This window comes from Cohnella suwonensis, from assembly GCF_042655365.1.
GTDB classification, from domain to species: Bacteria; Bacillota; Bacilli; order Paenibacillales; family Paenibacillaceae; genus Cohnella; species Cohnella suwonensis.
Genome location: NZ_JBHSMH010000005.1, coordinates 466913 through 486229, shown reverse-complemented (window position 1 = coordinate 486229; position 19317 = coordinate 466913). Strand labels below are relative to the sequence as shown.

At 54.0% G+C, this 19317-nt stretch carries 15 protein-coding genes; 14 read left to right on the top strand and 1 reads right to left on the bottom strand.

Annotated elements, in window-relative coordinates; translation table 11 throughout:
- The first annotated feature begins 26 nt into the window (after positions 1-26).
- The 14 genes from ACFPPD_RS04445 to ACFPPD_RS04380 all read left to right on the top strand — a co-directional run bounded on the left by ACFPPD_RS04445 (position 27) and on the right by ACFPPD_RS04380 (position 18261).
- On the top strand, positions 27-1784 hold the full coding sequence (locus ACFPPD_RS04445) for a sensor histidine kinase (RefSeq protein WP_209743512.1): 1758 nt from the start codon (positions 27-29) through the stop codon (positions 1782-1784).
- A gap of 2 nt (positions 1785-1786) precedes the next feature.
- On the top strand, positions 1787-3241 hold the full coding sequence (locus tag ACFPPD_RS04440) for a response regulator transcription factor (RefSeq protein ID WP_209743510.1): 1455 nt from the start codon (positions 1787-1789) through the stop codon (positions 3239-3241).
- A gap of 111 nt (positions 3242-3352) precedes the next feature.
- Complete coding sequence (locus ACFPPD_RS04435) at positions 3353-5044, top strand: extracellular solute-binding protein (protein ID WP_209743508.1); 1692 nt, start codon at positions 3353-3355, stop codon at positions 5042-5044.
- Positions 5045-5138: 94 nt separating this feature from the next.
- Positions 5139-6074, top strand: a complete 936-nt coding sequence (locus tag ACFPPD_RS04430; protein ID WP_378081317.1) for an ABC transporter permease — start codon at positions 5139-5141, stop codon at positions 6072-6074.
- 13 nt (positions 6075-6087) lie between these two features.
- The gene (locus ACFPPD_RS04425) at positions 6088-7011 is read left to right on the top strand and encodes a carbohydrate ABC transporter permease (protein WP_209743504.1); all 924 of its coding nucleotides are present in this window, start codon (positions 6088-6090) and stop codon (positions 7009-7011) included.
- Between the two features lie 14 nt (positions 7012-7025).
- On the top strand, positions 7026-8468 hold the full coding sequence (locus ACFPPD_RS04420; RefSeq protein WP_378081315.1) for a glycosyl hydrolase family 28 protein: 1443 nt from the start codon (positions 7026-7028) through the stop codon (positions 8466-8468).
- Between the two features lie 264 nt (positions 8469-8732).
- Complete coding sequence (locus ACFPPD_RS04415) at positions 8733-10364, top strand: response regulator (RefSeq protein ID WP_209743502.1); 1632 nt, start codon at positions 8733-8735, stop codon at positions 10362-10364.
- Positions 10365-10370: 6 nt separating this feature from the next.
- The gene (locus ACFPPD_RS04410; protein WP_209743500.1) at positions 10371-12149 is read left to right on the top strand and encodes a cache domain-containing sensor histidine kinase; all 1779 of its coding nucleotides are present in this window, start codon (positions 10371-10373) and stop codon (positions 12147-12149) included.
- Positions 12146-13132: a substrate-binding domain-containing protein gene (locus ACFPPD_RS04405; protein WP_209743498.1), complete on the top strand. Its 987-nt coding sequence runs from the start codon at positions 12146-12148 to the stop codon at positions 13130-13132. The genes ACFPPD_RS04410 and ACFPPD_RS04405 overlap by 4 nt, the downstream gene beginning before the upstream one ends.
- A 165-nt stretch (positions 13133-13297) precedes the next feature.
- Positions 13298-13882, top strand: a complete 585-nt coding sequence (locus tag ACFPPD_RS04400) for a Uma2 family endonuclease (protein ID WP_209743496.1) — start codon at positions 13298-13300, stop codon at positions 13880-13882.
- 193 nt (positions 13883-14075) lie between these two features.
- Complete coding sequence (locus ACFPPD_RS04395) at positions 14076-15584, top strand: sugar ABC transporter ATP-binding protein (RefSeq protein WP_209743494.1); 1509 nt, start codon at positions 14076-14078, stop codon at positions 15582-15584.
- A gap of 33 nt (positions 15585-15617) precedes the next feature.
- Positions 15618-16631: an ABC transporter permease gene (locus ACFPPD_RS04390; protein ID WP_209743492.1), complete on the top strand. Its 1014-nt coding sequence runs from the start codon at positions 15618-15620 to the stop codon at positions 16629-16631.
- 63 nt (positions 16632-16694) lie between these two features.
- Positions 16695-17705 (top strand): ABC transporter substrate-binding protein, encoded by a 1011-nt coding sequence (locus ACFPPD_RS04385; RefSeq protein WP_378081311.1) that lies wholly within the window; start codon positions 16695-16697, stop codon positions 17703-17705.
- Between the two features lie 148 nt (positions 17706-17853).
- Entirely contained in the window at positions 17854-18261 is a 408-nt protein-coding gene (locus ACFPPD_RS04380) for a DUF6232 family protein (protein WP_209743488.1), read from the top strand.
- On the opposite strand, the gene ACFPPD_RS04375 is transcribed toward ACFPPD_RS04380, so the two are convergent.
- Positions 18254-19285, bottom strand: coding sequence for an LLM class flavin-dependent oxidoreductase (locus tag ACFPPD_RS04375; protein WP_209743486.1), 1032 nt, complete (start codon positions 19283-19285; stop codon positions 18254-18256). The two genes, ACFPPD_RS04380 and ACFPPD_RS04375, sit on opposite strands and share 8 nt — an antisense overlap.
- Positions 19286-19317 lie beyond the last annotated feature (32 nt).

Below are 19317 nucleotides of genomic sequence, written 5' to 3'. Positions count from 1 at the left end.
GATATAGAAAGGCAAGGAGGGGAACCATGTATCGATTCATGGGTCGATTTAACAGACATAGCATTACCGCTCAATTCCTTTACCTGATTATCATCATGCTTGCCGTTCTTCTGATTTCCTTTGTCGTGTCGAACCGGATTGCGGAGCGGATTATCGAAAAAAAGGTAACGGATACGTCCGGGAAAATTTTGCTTCAGGTTGAGGATAAGATGATCAGCTTCTATTCGGACATGGAAGGGATCTCGACCTATTTGCTGTACAGCCCGACCGTCCAAACCTACTTGAGTTCGGGAGATGCCTTAGCGAAGATCCTGAAGAATGATGAAATCATTTCGATGGTTTCCAATACGATGACGCTCAAAGATGATATTAAAGGCATTCAGCTTTACGATAAAGACGGGATGCCGGTCACCAGCATCGGAGTCGAGACCGGCGAATCGGTCCGCTATCCGATCCGAAAGGCATACTATTCGGGATTGATCGCGATCCCGGATGGCGCCGGCGCGGGCAACTATTATTCCATCACCTATCCGATCTTTAATTTGAAAAGCTCGCAGGTCTGGGATTACGGCGGAACCAGCGTTTTTATGATGGATGTGAACAATTTCAACCAGATCTTGAAAAACGCCAAGGTGACGGAAAGTTCCCGTCTGTGGCTGCTCGATCAAAACAATCGAATCATGGCCGATGAAGGAAACGGTCTTCAATCCGGTACGTTCAGCATAGACGAGTGGAACAAAGACGAACGATTTATCGTGCAGACGGAATCGTTGCCCCATTCCGGTTGGAAGCTGATCAGCGCCATTCCGAAGAACGAGCTCCTTCGGGAACTGAATACGGTCCAGAGGCTGAACATTGCGACCTATGCGGTCATGTTCTGCATTCTCGGATTATTCCTGATTCTGTTTTTCTCGCGCATCTTGAAGCCGATCAGATCGTTAATGGACTTCATGAAATCGTATCCTAGAAAGGGCGGGGAGAGCCGCGTTCAAGTTGTCGCCCCTAACGAAATCGGCGTGCTCGCCGCGAATCTGAACAAGATGCTGGATGAAATCGATACCCTTGGCAAAGAGATTCAGTTGACGCAGAAGCAAAAATACGAGATCGAAATTTCGAAGAAGCAAATGGAAATTTCGGCGTTCCGAAATCAGATCAACCCTCACTTTTTGTACAACACGCTGGAATGCATCCGCGCCATCGCTTTTTATTACAAGGTGCAGGAAATCGCCGACATATCGACTTCCTTGTCCAATATGTTCAGGTATTCGGTCAAAGGGAGCGATTTCGTTCACATCCGGGACGAGCTTTTCCACATCGGGGAATACGCGAAAATCATCGAGTATCGCTTTATAGGCCGAATACGGGTCGCCATCGAAGCGGATGAAGATGTTCTGGAAGCAACCGCCTTGAAAATGCTCGTTCAGCCGATCGTGGAAAATGCCGTCTTTCACGGCTTGGAGAAAAAAATCGATGACGGCATCGTTCGGATCCAGGTGCATAAGACACCGCAAAATCAAATTCAATACGTCATCCGGGATAACGGATACGGGATGGACGATAAGCAGCTGAAGGAGTTGAACGATCGTCTCCGGCACTTTGACAGTCAGAGTCAGACTTCAAGAGAAGCGAAGCATGGAATCGGATTATCTAATATTTACAGGAGAATAAAGCTATTCTACGGAGACGAGGCCGACATGAACATCGAGAGCCGGCCCGGCTTCGGCACGACCGTCACGATCAACTTCCCTTTACAACATGATGCGGAACAATTGGAGGTTTTATGACGATGCACACGGTTTTAATCGCGGACGACGAGCCTTGGGTGGCATACGGAATAAAAGAATTGGTCGATTGGGAAAGCTTAGGCTTTACCGTAATCGGAGTAGCCTATAACGGACTGTCGGCGCTGGAAACGATAATGGACAAGAAGCCGGAGGTCGTCATTTCGGATATTCGCATGCCGGGCTTGGACGGAATCGAGCTGCTGGAGCGCATTCATCAGCACGACCTATCGTGCAAGGTAATTCTGATCAGCGGTTATTCGGAGTTTGAATACGCGCAAAAAGCGCTCCGGCTGGGAGCCTTTGATTACTTGTTGAAGCAAGTGGACAAGAACAAGTTGACGGATACGTTGCTGCGGTTAAAAAAGGCGCTCATAGAAAAGCTTCAAGCGTATAAAGAACTCGATCTGCTGCTCGACGACTTGTTCGATATTTTCGAGCCCGATCAAAAAATGAAGGTACGCAATTTTCTGGCAAGCCGCGGGTTGGAATGGGAATATCCGCACTTCCGGTTTATTAGTTGTCTATTCGAGCATTCGTCGGTTTCCGATGCCGAAGCGGGCATGGCGGCGAACTCCGGGATCCGTTATTTGCGATTTCGGACGGGTCAGCATAAACTCTCCTTCTTGATCAATTATGACGAGTACAAGGATCCCGCCGGGTTGCTTGATTTCATTTCGGTTCACCTATCCGAAGCCCATCGTATCGGCATCAGCGGCATCGGCGTTTACTCGGCTCCCGTAGCCAAGCTCTATCAGGAATCGGATGTGGCCTTGTGCAGTTCTTTCTCCCGACCCGAAAGCCGGATTATCGAATATAAAGGGGCAGATCATGCCGCGGCGCTTAGAAGGACGCTCCTGCAAATCGAATTGGCGATAAAAGAACAAAAGCAGGAGCCATTAAACGGAGGGTTGGACGAGCTGTGCGCGGCATGCCTGGCAAGGCAGATGCCGATCGACCAAATCTCCGCGATTTATAATCAAATCGTCTCGCTCTTCTACAAATATTACGGCAACAGCGATGCGGTTCATGAAGTCGACTATTTGAACTATTATCAGCTCTTTCGCCATTACGGCTCGATCGGGCAGCTGTTCGAGAGGCTGAAAGCCATCTTCTCGCAGCAATCCGGCGAAGAGCTGCACATTAGCAACGACACCGTAAAGAAGATCATCGAATATGTCGATTCCAGCTTTACGGAAGATATTATGCTCGGGGTTCTTTCCAAGAAGTTCAACATCAGCCTTGGTTATTTAAGCACTCTGATCAAGAAAGAGACGGGAACGACCTATTCGGATTACGTGATGAACAAAAGGATGAATTTGGCCAAGGAATTGCTGCTCGACGCGTCGTTGTCCATTCACGAGATCGTTGAGCGCGTGGGATATCGGGATTATTTTCATTTCAACAAGCTGTTCAAAAAACAGTTCGGCATTACGCCGAGCAAATATCGCAAAATGTAATCGCTATCAAAAATCAACACCAAAATAGAAAAAGCTAAACATATGTTACGGCGGGGTAGGGGGCTATGATGAAGAAGCAGTAAACAATATACACAGGGGTGATCAACTATTATGAAAATGAAAGTGTTTTCAATTCTGGCTTTGGCGGGGACTGTCGTGTTATCGGGCTGCGGCGCCAACAATTCGAAAAGCGGTGCCGAACCGACAAAGGCGGCTGGATCCGCGACGCCGTCGGCGGTAACCGAGGCGCCGGTCGATTTATCGTGGTTCGCGACGGCAGGTTTCTGGAACCCGCCGCAATGGAAGACCGAGTCTGGAACTGTTTCGGGCGAAATTACAAAAAAGACGGGGCTCACCTTCAGCTACAACATTCCGGCACAGGACGGCGACACGAAACTGAGTCTGCTGATGGTTTCATCGTCGAAAAATTTCCCGGATGTCATTACAACTGTAGGTCCTGATATGTCTCAGAAGCTCGCGAGTTCGGGTAAGGTTTGGAAATTGGAAGAATTCCTTAAGCAATACGATCCGGAGTCCCATCTACTGAAGGATTTTCCTGCCGATATGAAGAAGGAGCTAGTCAAACGCGATGGCGATTGGTATGCCATTCCGAGCCATATGGTCAGCGGTGACTTGAGGAAGCAATACCCGCCGTCTAGCGCTTATTTTGAAGACTCGGCGAAATATGGCGATAACAAAGGTATTGTGGTTAACACGAATATCCTGAAGCAGGCAGGTCTTTCGCTTGATGATCTGAAAACCGAGGATGGTTTGCTCGCGGCTTTCAAAAAGGTAAAGGATATGAAGCTGGCCGTTGACGGCCAGCCTGTCATCCCGCTTCAGGTTTCCGGCAAATCCTATCATGGCGAGACGTTCCAATTCCTTCAGAAATCTTTCGGCGCCATGCCGATTGACAAAGACGGGAAATTCAGAGATATTCTGCTTGCTCCTGAAACCAAGCATGCGATTGAATTTTTGTTTAAAGCAGCCAATGGCGGAGCCTTCGATGCAGGCCAGTTAACCATGGATAATGCAGCGGTGGAAGCAGCCCTCTTGTCCGGGCGCGTGTTCGCTTACATGGGGAATTTGGCCAACGCTAAATTTGACAAGCTTGATTTCTGGGTTTCTCCCGGCGCGATCTTATCGAACCAAGGCACGAAACCTGTTTTCCCATTCTGGTCCGAACCAGCGGCAGGCTGGATGCAGACGTTTATTTCCAAGGAGACCAAGGAACCGGAAAAATTGGCGAAATGGCTCAGCTTTATGACCAGCCCTGAAGGGATGACGCTCATCCACTTTGGCATTGAAGGCGTTGAATACACGAAAGATGACAAAGGTCTCATTGTAAGGACGGAGAAAGGGATTCAGGACCAGAAGGACAGCCCTAAAACGGGACTTGATATCTTCTGGCAATTCGCCAATATCGCATTCCTTGAGAATGTGCAGCCTGCTCCTACAAAAAGGGAAGGCGCCGGCGGATTGATCGAAATGGAGGCGAAGACCGCTTTAGGGAGATCGCCGGAAATCGTTAGATATGATTCTTCCGTGCTGAATTTGCCTGGAAGTTTCTACGCGGCCGGAGGCAAAAACGTAACGTTAAGAGAACAAATTAAACTATACATGGAAGCTCAGGTTTCCAAGATGCTTTTGGCGAAGGACGAAGCAGCTTTCAACAAGCTTTACGACGAGTATGTCGCCCAGCTGAAAACATTGAAGGTCGATGAACTTGATGCGGCAAGAGATGCGGAGCTTCAGAAGAAGTCGCAGGAAATGGGTGTAACGGTTAAAGGCGTTAATTCATAATCGTACGATTTGAGCGATGAATAGTGCCAAAGTGCATGTGCCTGCGCATGCTGCACTTTGGCATTATCATTGTTTGCCAAGGGAGGGACTAATGATGGCGAAACAAAAATCATACAAGCTTGGGCATGATTTTCGTACCCAGTTTGAGCTTAAGACCATGCTTTGGCCTGCAGTTCTTCTTATTGCTATATTCGATTTTGCCCCTATGTACGGGCTGCTCATGGCATTTAAGGCCTACGATCCCCTCTCCGGAGTCAAAGGCATTTTTACGAGTCAATGGAACGATTTCGAGAACTTTAAGACGATATTCAATCATTTTGAGTTTTGGCCCATGGTCAAAAATACGCTTGGTATCAATCTGCTGGGGTCGCTGATCGGGATTCCGGTAACCGTCCTATTCGCCCTGCTGTTAAACGAGATCCGGAATGCCAGGTTCAGATCATTTGTTCAGACCGTTACGTACCTGCCGCACTTTCTGTCCTGGGTTATCTTTGGCGGATTGTTTATTACGCTGCTCAATCCGGATGGCGGCATTGTGAATTTATTGCTCTTGAAGCTGGGCCTGATCGATAAACCCATTTTATTTTTGGGCGATCCCGATTATTTCTGGGGCATCGCGATCGGGACAAATTTTTTGAAAGAACTTGGCTGGGGCGCCATCTTGTATTTGGCTGCGATTGCAGGCATCGACCAGTCTTTATATGAGGCTGCCGCCATTGACGGCGCGGGCCGGTTCAAGCGGATGTGGCATATCACGGTGCCCGGCATTGTGCCAACCTTGATGATTCTGGTCATATTCGCGGTGAGCGGCATGCTGAACAATAACTTTACGCAGATTTACGTCCTGCAAAACACATTGAACATCCCATCCAGTCAGGTTATTGATACTTATGTCTATCAAACAGGGCTGAAACAGTTCCAATTCGCTTCCGCCACGGCGATCGGGTTGATGAAATCGTTCTTTGCGCTGGCGCTGCTGCTTGGAGCCAACTATCTATCCAAGAAGTTGACAAAATCAGGTTTGTTTTAAGGAGGCGTCCGGAATGGTCGGAGGCAGGAGTTGGGAAGACCGCATTTTTAGTGCGTCGAATGTTATCATCATGCTGATTGTGATGCTCTTGACGTTGTATCCCTTTTGGTTTTCGGTCGTCAACTCTTTGAATACAGGCGACGATCTTATGCGCGGACCCATATTTGCATGGCCAAGGGAATTTACATGGGCGAGCTGGCGAACGGTTTTGTCGGACCCAGGGATTCTTCAGGGGGCCTGGATAAGCGGGTCGCGGACTGTGCTTGCAACGGTCGTCTCTATTCTGTATACGGCGATGTTTTCTTACGCCTTTTCCCGTCCTTATTTAAAAGGAAAAATGTGGTATGCGGCAATAGGCTTTACGAGCATGTACTTCTACGGCGGGTTGATTCCATCCTTTATGTTGATGAATTGGCTCGGGTTGTATGATAGCTACTGGGTTTACATCATCCCCGGTCTTTTTCTCGGATTTTATAACGTCATTATTTTCAATGCGAATTTCAAGGCGATTCCCGAGGCTCTGTTTGAATCGGCGAAAATGGACGGAGCGAATGAGTATACGATTTTCTTCCGCATTGTCATCCCGTTATCGAAGCCGGTTTTGGCCGCTCTTTCGGTCTTCACGGCTGTTAACGTATGGAACGATTACGGGGCGACGCTCTATTTCACCCAATCCGCCGATTTGCAAACGCTGCAGTATCTGATCTTAAAGCTGGTTCAGTCGACTGATGCGGTTGAACAGATGGCTAACACCGTAAATGCCAACAATCCCGCTGTCGCAGCGCTCTACTCCAAAGCTCAAGGTCAGGGAATCGTTACGGCCCGAACCCTTCAGCTGGCGGCTATGGTCATTGCGTCGATTCCGATGATTATTATATACCCGTTTGCGCAGAAGTTTTTTATTAAAGGCGTGCTTCTCGGTTCTGTCAAAGAGTGACGAATGAGGTGGACATGATAAATCGTTTAGTCGTATACAAAGCACCAATAGGCGCAATCGGCCGGGAAGACTTTTCGGTTAGCGTACGTACGCCCGGAGGTTCGTGGGAAGAGCTGTTCGTGTATGAAGCGAAGGTAGACATGCATCAAGTCCGCCCAACGTCCATGGTCTATTTCGATATGGAAGGAACGGTCGAAGTGATGATCGTCTGCCGCAACGGGCCGGTGAATCAAGCGGTCATCCGGCCGTTATCGGCGAACATTCCGTTCGATCGGAACGACAACGTCATCCTCTTCGCGCTGGATCGTCCGCGCAAGCTATCGATCGAGATCAACGGCGAGCGGTTCGACAACCTGCATCTTTTCGCCAATCCGATGGAGGAGAATGCTCCGTGGCCTTACGATCCGAATGTTCTATTGCTGAATTCGGGCATTCACCGGAGCGAAGAGATTTCCCGGCTTTCCGAGAAGCCGTCCGCGCTATCCGGCAATGTCCCGGAAATCATTTACTTCGCGCCGGGGATACACGTTTTGGAAGAGAACGTGCTGAGCATACAGTCCAATACAACGGTTTATATTGCCGGCGGAGCCATCGTCGCCGGGTCGCTCGTGTGCGAACGCGTCGAGAATGTCGTCATTAGGGGCAGAGGGATCCTATACATGTCCGATTTTCTTAAGACGACCTATCTGCGCGGCGTTCAGATCCGGTTTTCCAAACATATTTCGGTCGAAGGCATCATTACGCTAGACCCTCCTCATTACAGTATTTACATCGGTAAATCCGAGCACGTCCGCATTCGCAACTTCAAGTCGTTCAGCACGCGCGGATGGTGCGACGGCATCGACATGATGGCCAGCTCGCACATCGATATTGACGACGTCTTCCTGCGTACCTCCGACGACTGCATCGCGATTTATGGCTCGCGAGGGGATTATCAAGGCGATACGCGGCACGTTCGCGTACGCAATTCGGTGCTCTGGGCCGATGTCGCGCATGCTTTGAATATGGGAATCCACGGCGACCATGATCGCGACGGAGATGTCATTGAAGATATCGCGTTCGAGAACATCGATATTCTGGAGCATCATGAGCCTCAAGTGAACTATTGGGGGGCCATGTCGATTAACGCAGGAGACAAGAATACGATCCGGAACGTGACCTACGACGCGATCAGGGTCGAGGAATTCGAGCTCGGCCAACTGCTGGATATCCGCGTCGTTTGGAATAAAGACTATAATCCGGCGGCAGGCAATCGGATCGAAAACATTACGTTCCGAAACATCGCGTATAACGGCGCGAATACGAACCCGAACCGCATACACGGCTTTGACGCCGAACGTGTCGTGGAAGGCGTTCGTTTCATCAATCTTCGGATCAATGGGGAATTAATATTGAATTCGGATAAAGGGAATTTCGACATCAACGAATACGCGTACGGCATATCCTTCAGCGAGTAATCCTCCTCGTCCACGATTTTATGCAAGCCGCTAGGCGCCACAGCGCCTGCGGCTTTTTCGCGGTCGTGCCGGTCAAACGCAGTAAATTTTTCGACTATTTCAGTAGATTTTCGCATTGGCAGGCAGTGCGGCACTTCTTACGATGAGGATACCGAATAATGGATTGCCGTTTGGCATGCCCGTTACTTGAATGATGTGTTAGACTCATAGGGAAGAATGGGGTAATCGGTTACAAATTATGCCGGACAAACGAGGAGGGCTATCGTGTATAAACTGTTGATCGTGGACGACGAAGCGCTCGTTCGCGAGGCGATCAAGGAACAGATGGACTGGAACCGGCTCGGGTTCGAATGCGTCGGCGATTGCGAGGACGGGCTGGAGGCGCTGGAATTCGTCAAGCGCGAGACGCCCGACGTCGTGTTGACCGACATCGGCATGCCGTTCATGGACGGCTTGGAGCTGACGCGGGAGCTGGCGGCGAATTACCCGGACGTGAAAGTGATCATTCTGACCGGTTACGACGATTTCGACTTCGCCCAGCAGGCGTTGAAGCTGCAGGCGGTTGACTATATTTTGAAACCGATTACAGCGGCGGAACTGGAAGCCGTCGTCACGAAGCTGGCGTCGGAGCTGGACGCCAGCAAGAGGCACGCCCATGACCACGAGAAGCTGAAGAAGCAATTGATGGAGAGCCTGCCGCTGCTGAAGGAACGCTTCCTGGAACGGCTGATCACGTCGCCGATGACGGAACGGCAGATCAAGGAGTCGTTCGAGGCGTTCGGCCTCGATTGGACCGGCTCGCATCTGATCGCGCTGGCGGCCGACGTGGACAAGTGGGAATGGGAAGCGGAGAACGAACGGCCGACCTCGCTGTTCGACAGGGAGCTCGTCCGCTTCGGACTTCACAATATCGCGCAGGAGTTCGCGGGCGACCTGGAAAGCGCGGCGACGTTTCGGGACAGGGAAAACCGCGTCGTCGCCGTGCTGTGCGGGGACGGCGAACAGACGTTGAACGAGGCGGCGGCGAAGCTCGCGGAAGACGTTCGGGACGCGGCGAAGGCGTACTTGCCGATCAAGCTGTCGATCGGTATCGGCCGGGCATGCCGATTGGCGGACAACGCGCCGCAAGCGCACCGGACCGCGGTATCCGCGCTCGAGTACCGCTACGTGATCGGAGCCGACGCCATCATCGCGTTGTCCGACATGGAGAGCCGGGATCGGCCGGAATTGCTGTCCGCGGTCAGTTGGGACGCGGAGCTGATCTCGAAGCTGAAAACGGGCGCTCCGCAGGAAATGGAGGAGTGGGTGCGAAGGCTGTTCGCCGTCTTCCGGGAGCACGTGTTTCCGGCCCACGTCTGCGCGATCTACTTGCAGCGGCTCGTGCTGACGATGATGCACACGCTGTACGAAATGAACGACGACGGCGCCCGCGCGTTCGGGGAGTCGACCGATCCGGTCGCGGAACTCAGCCGCCTCGGCTCGCTGGACGAGAGCGAAGCGTGGATGCAAGCCGCGTGCGCGAGGGCGGTCGCCGCGATCCGAAGCAAGCGGGAAGACCAGACGCTCGGCCAAGTGGCCAAGGCGATCGACTACGTGAAACGGCACTACATGGACCCGGAGCTGTCGCTCCGTACCGTCTGCCAGCACGTCTCGATGAGCGGCAGCTATTTCAGCAGCATTTTTAAACAGCACAACGGCAAGTCGTTCGTCGAATTCGTTACGCACGAGCGGATGGAGAAGGCGAAGGAGCTGCTCAGCCTGACCTCGATGAAAAGCTACGAAGTCGCTTACGCGGTCGGGTATAGCGATCCCCACTATTTTAGCGGAGCGTTCAAGAAACATTTCGGAGAGACGCCGATGGATTACCGCAACAAAACGATACCGGGGAAAGCGTGAGGCGACATGGGATTTTTCACGAAATTGCGAAGCATTCAGACGCACATGCTGCTGTCTTCGATTTTTCTGATCGTGCTGTCGATCTTCATCATGAGCATCATTTCGTATTACTTGACGAAGGACGCCGTACAGGCGAAAGCGCAGGCGTATACGACCGAGCTGGTGAAGCAGGTCAACAACAACATCAAATCGTACGTGAACGGCATGAAATACATGTCGGACTTGGCGGCGGGCAACCACACCGTTCAAGCCTACTTGTCCGGCGATGCGTACGCGTCGCTTCAAGGAGAGAAGAAGGATAAGCAAGCTATCGCCGATATGCTGGAATCGATGCTCGTGTCCCGCGCGGACATTGCCTCCGTTAACATTTTCGGCTATGGCGGGCAATTCGTGAGCGGACGCAAGGAGCTGGAGCTGAACCCGTACATCGACTACCAGGCGCTGAGCTGGTACGAGAACGCGCAAGCGGCCGGCGGCGTCAACGTGCTCTCTCCGTCCCACGTACAGCCCGCCTTCAAAGGGCGTTACCCATGGGTCGTATCTCTCAGTCGCGAGCTCGTCAGCAAGGACGGCCGGAAGCTCGGCATTTTTCTCGCGGACTTGAACTTCAGCGTCATGAACGACATGTTCAAGGATATTAGGCTCGGCCAGAGGGGCTACTTGTTCATCGTCGATTCCGAAGGGAAAATCGTCTATCATCCTCAGCAACAGCTCGTCTACAGCAACTTGAAAAGCGAGAAGATCGAAGAGGTGCTCGCGGTCGAGAACGGCACTTTCACGAGCGATGAAGGCCGGGATAGCCGGATGTACACGGTACGGGATTCCGACTTCGGGTGGAAAATCGTCGGCGTCTCGTACGTGAACGAGCTCGTCGGCAACCAGAACGAAATCCGGTTTTCATTTATTCTGTGGGGCTTCATCTGCGTGCTGCTCGCGATCGTGCTGTCTTTCTTCTTGTCGCAGCGGGTAAGCAAGCCGATCAAGCGGCTGCAGGACTCGATGAAGGAAGTCGAAAAGGGAAACTTCGACATTTACGTCATGGTGCCCAAGACGATCGAGATCGGCAGGCTGGCGCGGGCGTTCAACATCATGGTCGGAAAAATAAAGGAGCTCATGACGCAGGTCGTGCGCGACCAAGAGCTGAAGCGACAAAGCGAGCTTAATGCCCTTCAGGCGCAAATCAATCCGCACTTCCTGTACAATACGCTCGATTCGATCGTCTGGATGGCGGAGAGCAACAAGTCGAAGGAAGTCGTCCTTATGACGTCCGCGCTCGCCAAGCTGTTCCGCGCTTCGATCAGCAAAGGCGAGGAGCTCGTGTCGATCCGGACGGAAACCGAGCATATCGCCAACTATTTAATGATCCAGAAGATGAGATACAAGAACAAGTTGGATTACCAGATCGAGATCGCCGAGTCCGTATACGATTACAAGACGATCAAAGTCATTCTCCAGCCGATCGTGGAGAACGCGATCTATCACGGTATCAAGATGAAGCACGGCCCGGGACTCATCCGGATTACGGCGGAAGAGACCGATACGGAAATCCATATCGTCATCGAGGACAACGGGAACGGCATGGACGAGGAGACGCTTCGAACGTTGCTGCTGCCGGGACGCGATACGGGAGAAGGCCGAGGCGTCGGCGTCCGCAACGTCCATGAACGGCTGAAGCTGTATTTCGGGCCGGAGTACGGGCTAACGTACAAGAGCGTTCCCGGGGAAGGGACGAGCGTGCTGTTCCGCATTCCGAAATCGTTCCGGCAGAGGGGGGAAGGGCGATGAGCGGTTCAAGGGTCAAAATCATGCTGGCGGCGATCGCGGCAACGCTCCTCGTCGGGTTCGGGCTGATATACGAATACGGCGGAATCGCGGGAAAGAAGACGGTAGACGTGAAAGTGATCATCAAGTCGACCGATGCCTCGGTCGAGTTCTGGCAGGTGCTTGTCGACGGCGTGAATGAAGCGGCGCTGGAGTTCGACGTGAACGTCGAGATCTCGGGTATGAAAACCGAGACCGACGTCGACGGGCAGATTGCCCTCGTGGAGAAGGCGATCGAGGAAAATCCGGACGCGATCGTGCTCGCCGCGAACGATTACGACAGGCTCGTCCCCGTCGCCGAGAAAGCGGACAAGAAAGGGATCGAGCTCATCATCGTCGATTCCGGCATCCGTTCGGACAAGCCGCGAAGCATCGTGGCGACGGACAACTTCAAAGCCGGGAGAGAAGCGGGCCAGGAGCTGCTGAAGCAGCTTGCAGGCAAAGGGAAGGTCGCCATTATCAGCTACGTCAAGAACGCTGCGTCCCAATTCGACCGGGAGAAGGGGGTTCGGAGCGTGCTCGAGGCAAGCCCGGACATCGAGCTGCTCGATACGTATTACGCCGAAAGCTCCGAGGAGAAGGCCTACGTCAAGGCCAAGCAATTGCTGGCCGATAATGCCGACATCGTCGGCATCGTCGGACTGAACGAGCCGACTTCGGTCGGCACCGGCAGGGCGATCCGCGAGATGAAATTGCAGGACAAGGTGACATTGATCGGCTTCGACAGCTCCTTCAACGAAATCACGCTGCTCGACGAAGGCGTCATGAAGGCGACCGTCATCCAGAGGCCGTTCCAGATGGGCTATCTCAGCGTCAAGACGGCCGTAGACGCCGTCTTGGGCAAGAATGTGCAGCGCGTCGTCGACACCGGCTCCCTCGTCATCACGAAGCAGAATATGTACGAAGAAGAGAACCAGAAGCTGCTGTTCCCGTTCGTCGGGAAGTGAGGCGGACGCTCGAGCGAGAGCGAATTGGATTCTCTTGACAGCTTGACAGGCATTCGGCATAATCTGAATATAGCGTAAAAGTCGAGGAAGCATCTCGTCGAAGCCGAACACGGGAAGTGTTGCTTAGACGAGGTGCTTTTATGATTTCGGAGGGGAATGAGCGGAATGGCGAAGAACGTCGGAAACGGAGAAAACGACAAAAAGTCTTCGACGAAAGTGAAGGAGCAAAGCGCGAATTACTTGATTGACGAAAGGTTTGAAATTATCGGCGGCGTCCGATACGACTTTCTGTCGTCTCCGCTGTATGTTCATCAACGCGTACTCGGCGATCTGCACTTTGCGTTTCGCCATGCTTGTTCGTCGGATGGGGAGGTGCTCTTGGCGCCGCTCGACGTCCACTTCGATGCCGACAACATTTTTCAGCCGGACTTGATTTATGTTTCCCGCTCGAACAGGGACATTATTCGAGACGGATACATCTACGGCGCGCCGGATTTGGTCGTCGAGATTCTGTCTTCCAGCACGGGGCGACGGGACAAGACGATCAAGAAAGACGGCTACGAGAAGTTCGGCGTCCGCGAATATTGGCTCGTCGATCCGGTTTATAGACTTGTGGAGCAGTTCGTGCTCGAGGAAGGAAAGTACAAACAGGTGGCAACGCTAACGGAGGATCATGAATTGACGTCGCCGACCGTACCTTGCCTGAGCGTGATGCTGAACGAGATTTTTCCTCCTGAGGATGAGCAATAGCACCTTCAACCCGAATACGATTTCTTTTTCATCGCGACCAAACGCGGCGAAAGGGAGATCGTTTTTCTTTTTCCGCGAAAAAAATCCCGTAAATTATTCGACTATCCCCGAAAGAAATCACATGTAAGCGCCTTCGCAATGCGTGTAAAGTTAGTTTCAAGAAAGCGACAGCGCAACCGAAAGAGGTGGGACGATGAGTCAAACCGTCGTGAGAATGGAAGGGATCGACAAGCAATTTTCCGGCGTGCAGGCGCTTAAAAGTTGCCGGTTCGAGCTGCGGGCGGGCGAAGTGCACGCACTCGTCGGGGAGAACGGCGCCGGCAAATCGACGATGATGAAAATCTTAACCGGCGTCTATCAGAAGGATCAAGGTACGATCGAATACGAAGGCGCCGAAGTCCAAGTACCGGATACGAGGGCGGCGCAGAAGCTCGGCATCTGCATGATCCACCAGGAGATGAATCTCGCGCCCGATTTAACGGTCGCCCAGAATATTTTTATCGGCAAGGAGCCCCGGAAAACCTTCGGTTTGCTGCTCGACGATAAAGCAATGAACAAGCAAGCCTCGATCTTGCTGAAACAAATGAACCTCGACATCGATCCGACGACGCCGGTATCGAAGCTGACGGTCGCGAAGCAGCAGATGGTCGAGATCGTCAAGGCGATCTCCTACGACTCCCGCGTGCTCATCATGGACGAACCGACGGCTGCGCTCAGCGAGACGGAAATCGAAGAGCTGTTCCGGATGATCCGGCAGCTGCGCCAGAAAGGCGTCGGCATCGTGTACATTTCCCACCGGATGGCGGAGCTGAAGGTCATCACCGACCGAGTCACGGTCATGCGGGACGGCAGTTATATCGACACGATGCCGACGGCGGACATTACCGTCGACCGGATCATCTCGCTGATGGTCGGCAGGGAAATCTACCAGCCCGCCAAGCCGGACCGGCAATCGGCGGAGCGGAGCGAGACGGTGCTCGAAGTTCGCGGGTTAACCCGCAAAAACGTGCTCAAGGACGTGAATTTCACGCTGCGAAAGGGAGAAATTCTCGGAGTGGCCGGCTTGGTCGGCGCGGGCAGGACGGAGACGGCGCGCGCGATCTTCGGCGCCGATCCGATCGATTCGGGGGACATCTTCGTTCACGGCAACAAGGTGCGCATTAACGGGCCCCACGAAGCGGTGAAGCACGGCATCGGGTATTTGACCGAGGATCGCAAGCACTTCGGTTGCCTGCTCGACATGGACGTGAAGACGAACGTCGCCTTGGCCACGTTGGGCAAGTTCAGGAATAGGGCCGGATGGATGAACGACCGCCGCATGGCGAAAGTATCGAACGACGTCGTCGGCGAATTGAAGGTGAAGACGCCAAGCATTCGCCAGAACGTCCGATACTTGTCCGGCGGCAATCAGCAGAAGGTCATCATCGGCAAGTGGCTGACGAGAGACTGCGACATCTTGATTTTCGACGAACCGACCCGGGGCATCGACATCGGCGCCAAAAGCGAAATCTACAAGCTGCTCGAAAGCTTGGCCGCTTCCGGCAAATCGATCATCATGATCAGCTCCGAGCTGCCGGAAATTCTGAGACTCAGCCATCGGATCATCGTCATGTGCGAAGGACGCATCACGGGCGAGCTTCCGAACGACGAATACGCGACGCAGCAACGGATCATGACCTACGCGACGGACCGGATCGGTTAAACCCGGAGACGGCACAGAAAGGGAGAGACAAACATGAAACAAGCAACGGTACCAACGGCGGGGACGGACGCGGCTCAGAAGCCGTCGATCGCCTTCAAATCCGGATTGCAGCAGCTTCTCGCGTTCGGGAGCCTCATCTTATTGGTCATTATTTTCTCGGTAGCCTCGAGCAACTTCTTCCACTTCTCGAACATCGTCGGCATTCTGCTCTCGACCGCCGTCATCGGCGTGCTCGCGCTCGGCTCGACGTTCGTCATCATCACCGGCGGCATCGACTTGTCGGTCGGAACGGTCATGACGCTCAGCGCGGTCATGACGGGCGTGTTCATCACGATGTGGGGCGTGCCGATTCCGATCGGCATCATCGGCGGAATGCTCACCGGCGCGTTGTGCGGGTTCCTCTCGGGATTCACCATATCCCGGATGGGCATCCCCCCGTTCATCGCCACGCTCGCCATGATGATGATCGCCAAAGGGCTTTCGCTCGTCATCTCGGATTCCAAGCCGATCTACTTCACGGAATACGAAGCGTTCATCAAGATATCGCTCGGTTCGTTCCTCGGCGATCTTATTCCCGGCTTCGACATTCCGAACGCCGTCGTCGTCTTCTTCCTCGCGGCGATCGTCGGAAGCTTGATACTCTCGAAGACGATTATCGGCCGTTACAACTTCGCGATCGGCAGCAACGAAGAAGCGACCCGCTTATCCGGCGTTAACGTGCGCAACTGGAAGATCGTCATCTACACGATTACCGGGTTGTTCACCGGTCTGGCCGGCGTTCTCATGGCATCGCGACTGAATTCCGCGCAACCGGCGCTCGGCTCCGGCTACGAGCTCGAGGCGATCGCGGCCGTCGTCATCGGCGGCACTTCCTTGAGCGGCGGCAAAGGCACGATCGTCGGCACCGTTATCGGCGCGTTGATCATGAGCGTGCTGACGAACGGCCTGCGCATCCTGTCCGTCAAGCCGGAGTGGCAGACGGTCGTCGTCGGCTTCGTCATCTTGCTTGCGGTATTCGCGGACATTATCCGCCGCCGCAAAGCGTAACCACGGTATGGTCTCCTCGCGGAGATTATATATAGCACTTCATACTTCCAAATAGAAGGGGTTATGAACATGAGAAAAGCATGGTTGATTTCGCTCGTGGCGCTCGTCGCCATCGTAACGGCTTGCGGCAAGAACAACGACAACGGCGGCAACGCGTCGCCGTCGGCGGCATCGCCTTCCAAAGCGGCTGAATCGCCGGCTGCGGGCAAAATGTACATCCCGATCGTCTCGAAAGGCTTCCAGCACCAATTCTGGCAAGCGGTCAAAATCGGCGCGGAGAAAGCGGCCGCCGAGCTTAACGTCGAGATCACGTTCGAAGGACCGGAGACGGAAGCCCAAGTCGACAAGCAGCTGGAAATGCTCCAAGTCGCGCTCGACAAGAAGCCGACGGCGATCGGCTTCGCGGCTCTCGATAGCCAAGCGTCGATTCCTTTGTTGAAAAAAGCGCAAGATGCGAAAATTCCGGTCATCGCGTTCGACTCCGGAGTGGACAGCGATATACCTCTCAGCACCGTTACGACGAATAACGCGAACGCCGCAGGCATAGCCGCCGACAAAATGGCGCAGTTGATCGGCGGCAAAGGCGAAGTCGCGATCCTCGCCCACGACCAAACGAGCCGCACCGGCATTGACCGCCGCGACGGCTTCAAGAATCGCATCGAAGAGAAATACCCGGACATCAAAATCGTCGACATCCAATACGGCGCCGATCACCTGAAGGCGACCGACTTGGCCAAAGCGATCATGCAGGCGCATCCGAACCTCAAAGGTATCTTCGGCACGAACGAAGGCGCCGCGATCGGCGTCATCAACGCGGTGTCCGAGCTGAAGATGGAAGGCAAAATCACGGTCATCGGCTACGACTCCGGCAAAGCGCAGATCGACGCGATCAAGTCCGGCCTGATGGCGGGAGCCGTATCCCAGAATCCGATAGGCATCGGCTACGAGACGGTCAAAGCGGCCGTAGCCGCGGCGAAAGGCGAATCGGTCGAGCCGATCATCGACTCCGGCTTCGTCTGGTACGACAAAACGAACATCGACAACGACGAAGTGAAAGCGGTATTGTACGAATAATACGGATCATTCGCAGACGCGAAAGCGGCCGGTCAAGGGCGAACTTGACCGGCCGTTTTTTCTCGTCTATATCCTTATTCGGTAGGAGTTTCCATTCGCGCGTCGAACATAGAAAAGGAGCCCGTAACAGCCTCTAGGAGGAATGAACATGGAACCGCAGCCGATTTACAAGGACCAGAACTTCATGATCACGAAGGAATTGTTCATCAGCGGCAATGCCCGGTTTTCGATCCCCCACCTTTGTTCGGTGCGGCTCGTCAGGACGAAAAGGACGATCCCTTATACGCTGCTCGTCCTCGAGCTTCTGCTGATGATCGGCGGCTTCGGATGGGACTACCGCTTCCATAGCCTCGTCGGCTTGCTAGGCATCGCCGGGTTCGTCGCGAGCGCCCTCGTCTACGCGCTCGTGAAGCCGGTGCACAAGCTGCTGCTCACCTTCGCTTCCGGAGAGAAAGAAGCGATCGGCGTCACGGATTACGATTATCTCGAAGGACTGGCCAACGCGTTCAGCCGCTCGATGGCGGAGACGAGAGGACGCGGCTTGATGATTAGCTGAACAGCCGGCGCCGAACGTTCGCGATCAACTCGAACGAGCGCAGGCGGGCCGCATGGTCGTAGATTTGGGAAGCGACGATGATTTCGTCCGCTCCCGTCTCGGCGATGATCGCGGCCAGACGCTCTTGCACTTGATCGGCGTCGCCGACGACCGCGAAGCCGAACTGCTTGCGAAGCGCCGCTTCCTCGTACGGGGACCAGAGTCCGTCCATGCTATCCACCGGCGGCGGCAGTTGTCCGAACTTGCCTCGAATCATATTCAGGAAGGCTTGCTGCTGCGAAGTGGCGAGCCTTCTCGCTTGTCGCTCGGTGTCCGCGGCCGTTACGCTCACGCCGATCATCGCGTACGGCTTATCGAGCGCGGCGGAAGGGCGGAAGCTGCCGCGATAGATTTCGAGCGCCGGCATGAGATAATCCGGAGCGAAATGGCTCGCGAACGAGAACGGGAGGCCGAGTTGGCCGGCGAGCTGCGCGCTGAAGCCGCTCGATCCGAGCAGCCAGATCGGCACGTGAAGCCCTTCGCCGGGGAAGGCGCGCACGACGTTGCCGAAGTCGAAGGCATCCGGGTCGAAGTAGGCGCGCAGCTCGCTCAGCAGCTCCGGGAAGTCTTCGCCGCCCGCTCCGAGTCCGCGCCGAAGGACGCGGGAAGCGGCTTGATCCGAGCCGGGCGCCCGGCCGAGGCCAAGATCGATCCGGCCTGGATAGAGCGATTCGAGCGTGCCGAATTGCTCGGCGATCGCAAGGGGCGCATGGTTCGGCAGCATGACGCCGCCGGAACCGACGCGAATCGTGCTCGTGCCGCCCGCGACGTGGCCGATCAGGACGGACGTCGCCGAGCTGGCGATTCCCGGCATGTTATGATGCTCGGCGAGCCAGAAACGGTTATAGCCCCATCGTTCGGCGTGACGGGCCAAGTCGAGCGTATGGCGGAAAGATTCGGAAGGCGTGCCGCCTTCCACGATCGAAGCGAAATCGAGAACGGAAAACGGAATGCCGTCTCGGGACGTATTCGGGGATAGGGTCATCGGAAAGTACCTCCAGGTCGAATGATTTTGGT

Bases quoted from the DNA above. Each gene is read 5' to 3' on its own strand.
- ACFPPD_RS04420 (WP_378081315.1), top strand. From the start codon at position 7,026: ATGATAAATCGTTTAGTCGTATACAAAGCACCAATAGGCGCAATCGGC.
- ACFPPD_RS04410 (WP_209743500.1), top strand. From the start codon at position 10,371: ATGGGATTTTTCACGAAATTGCGAAGCATTCAGACGCACATGCTGCTG.
- ACFPPD_RS04395 (WP_209743494.1), top strand. From the start codon at position 14,076: ATGAGTCAAACCGTCGTGAGAATGGAAGGGATCGACAAGCAATTTTCC.
- ACFPPD_RS04445 (WP_209743512.1), top strand. From the start codon at position 27: ATGTATCGATTCATGGGTCGATTTAACAGACATAGCATTACCGCTCAA.
- ACFPPD_RS04390 (WP_209743492.1), top strand. From the start codon at position 15,618: ATGAAACAAGCAACGGTACCAACGGCGGGGACGGACGCGGCTCAGAAG.
- ACFPPD_RS04435 (WP_209743508.1), top strand. From the start codon at position 3,353: ATGAAAATGAAAGTGTTTTCAATTCTGGCTTTGGCGGGGACTGTCGTG.
- ACFPPD_RS04385 (WP_378081311.1), top strand. From the start codon at position 16,695: ATGAACATGAGAAAAGCATGGTTGATTTCGCTCGTGGCGCTCGTCGCC.
- ACFPPD_RS04400 (WP_209743496.1), top strand. From the start codon at position 13,298: ATGGCGAAGAACGTCGGAAACGGAGAAAACGACAAAAAGTCTTCGACG.
- ACFPPD_RS04425 (WP_209743504.1), top strand. From the start codon at position 6,088: ATGGTCGGAGGCAGGAGTTGGGAAGACCGCATTTTTAGTGCGTCGAAT.
- ACFPPD_RS04380 (WP_209743488.1), top strand. From the start codon at position 17,854: ATGGAACCGCAGCCGATTTACAAGGACCAGAACTTCATGATCACGAAG.
- ACFPPD_RS04405 (WP_209743498.1), top strand. From the start codon at position 12,146: ATGAGCGGTTCAAGGGTCAAAATCATGCTGGCGGCGATCGCGGCAACG.
- ACFPPD_RS04430 (WP_378081317.1), top strand. From the start codon at position 5,139: ATGGCGAAACAAAAATCATACAAGCTTGGGCATGATTTTCGTACCCAG.
- ACFPPD_RS04375 (WP_209743486.1), bottom strand. From the start codon at position 19,285: ATGACCCTATCCCCGAATACGTCCCGAGACGGCATTCCGTTTTCCGTT.
- ACFPPD_RS04440 (WP_209743510.1), top strand. From the start codon at position 1,787: ATGCACACGGTTTTAATCGCGGACGACGAGCCTTGGGTGGCATACGGA.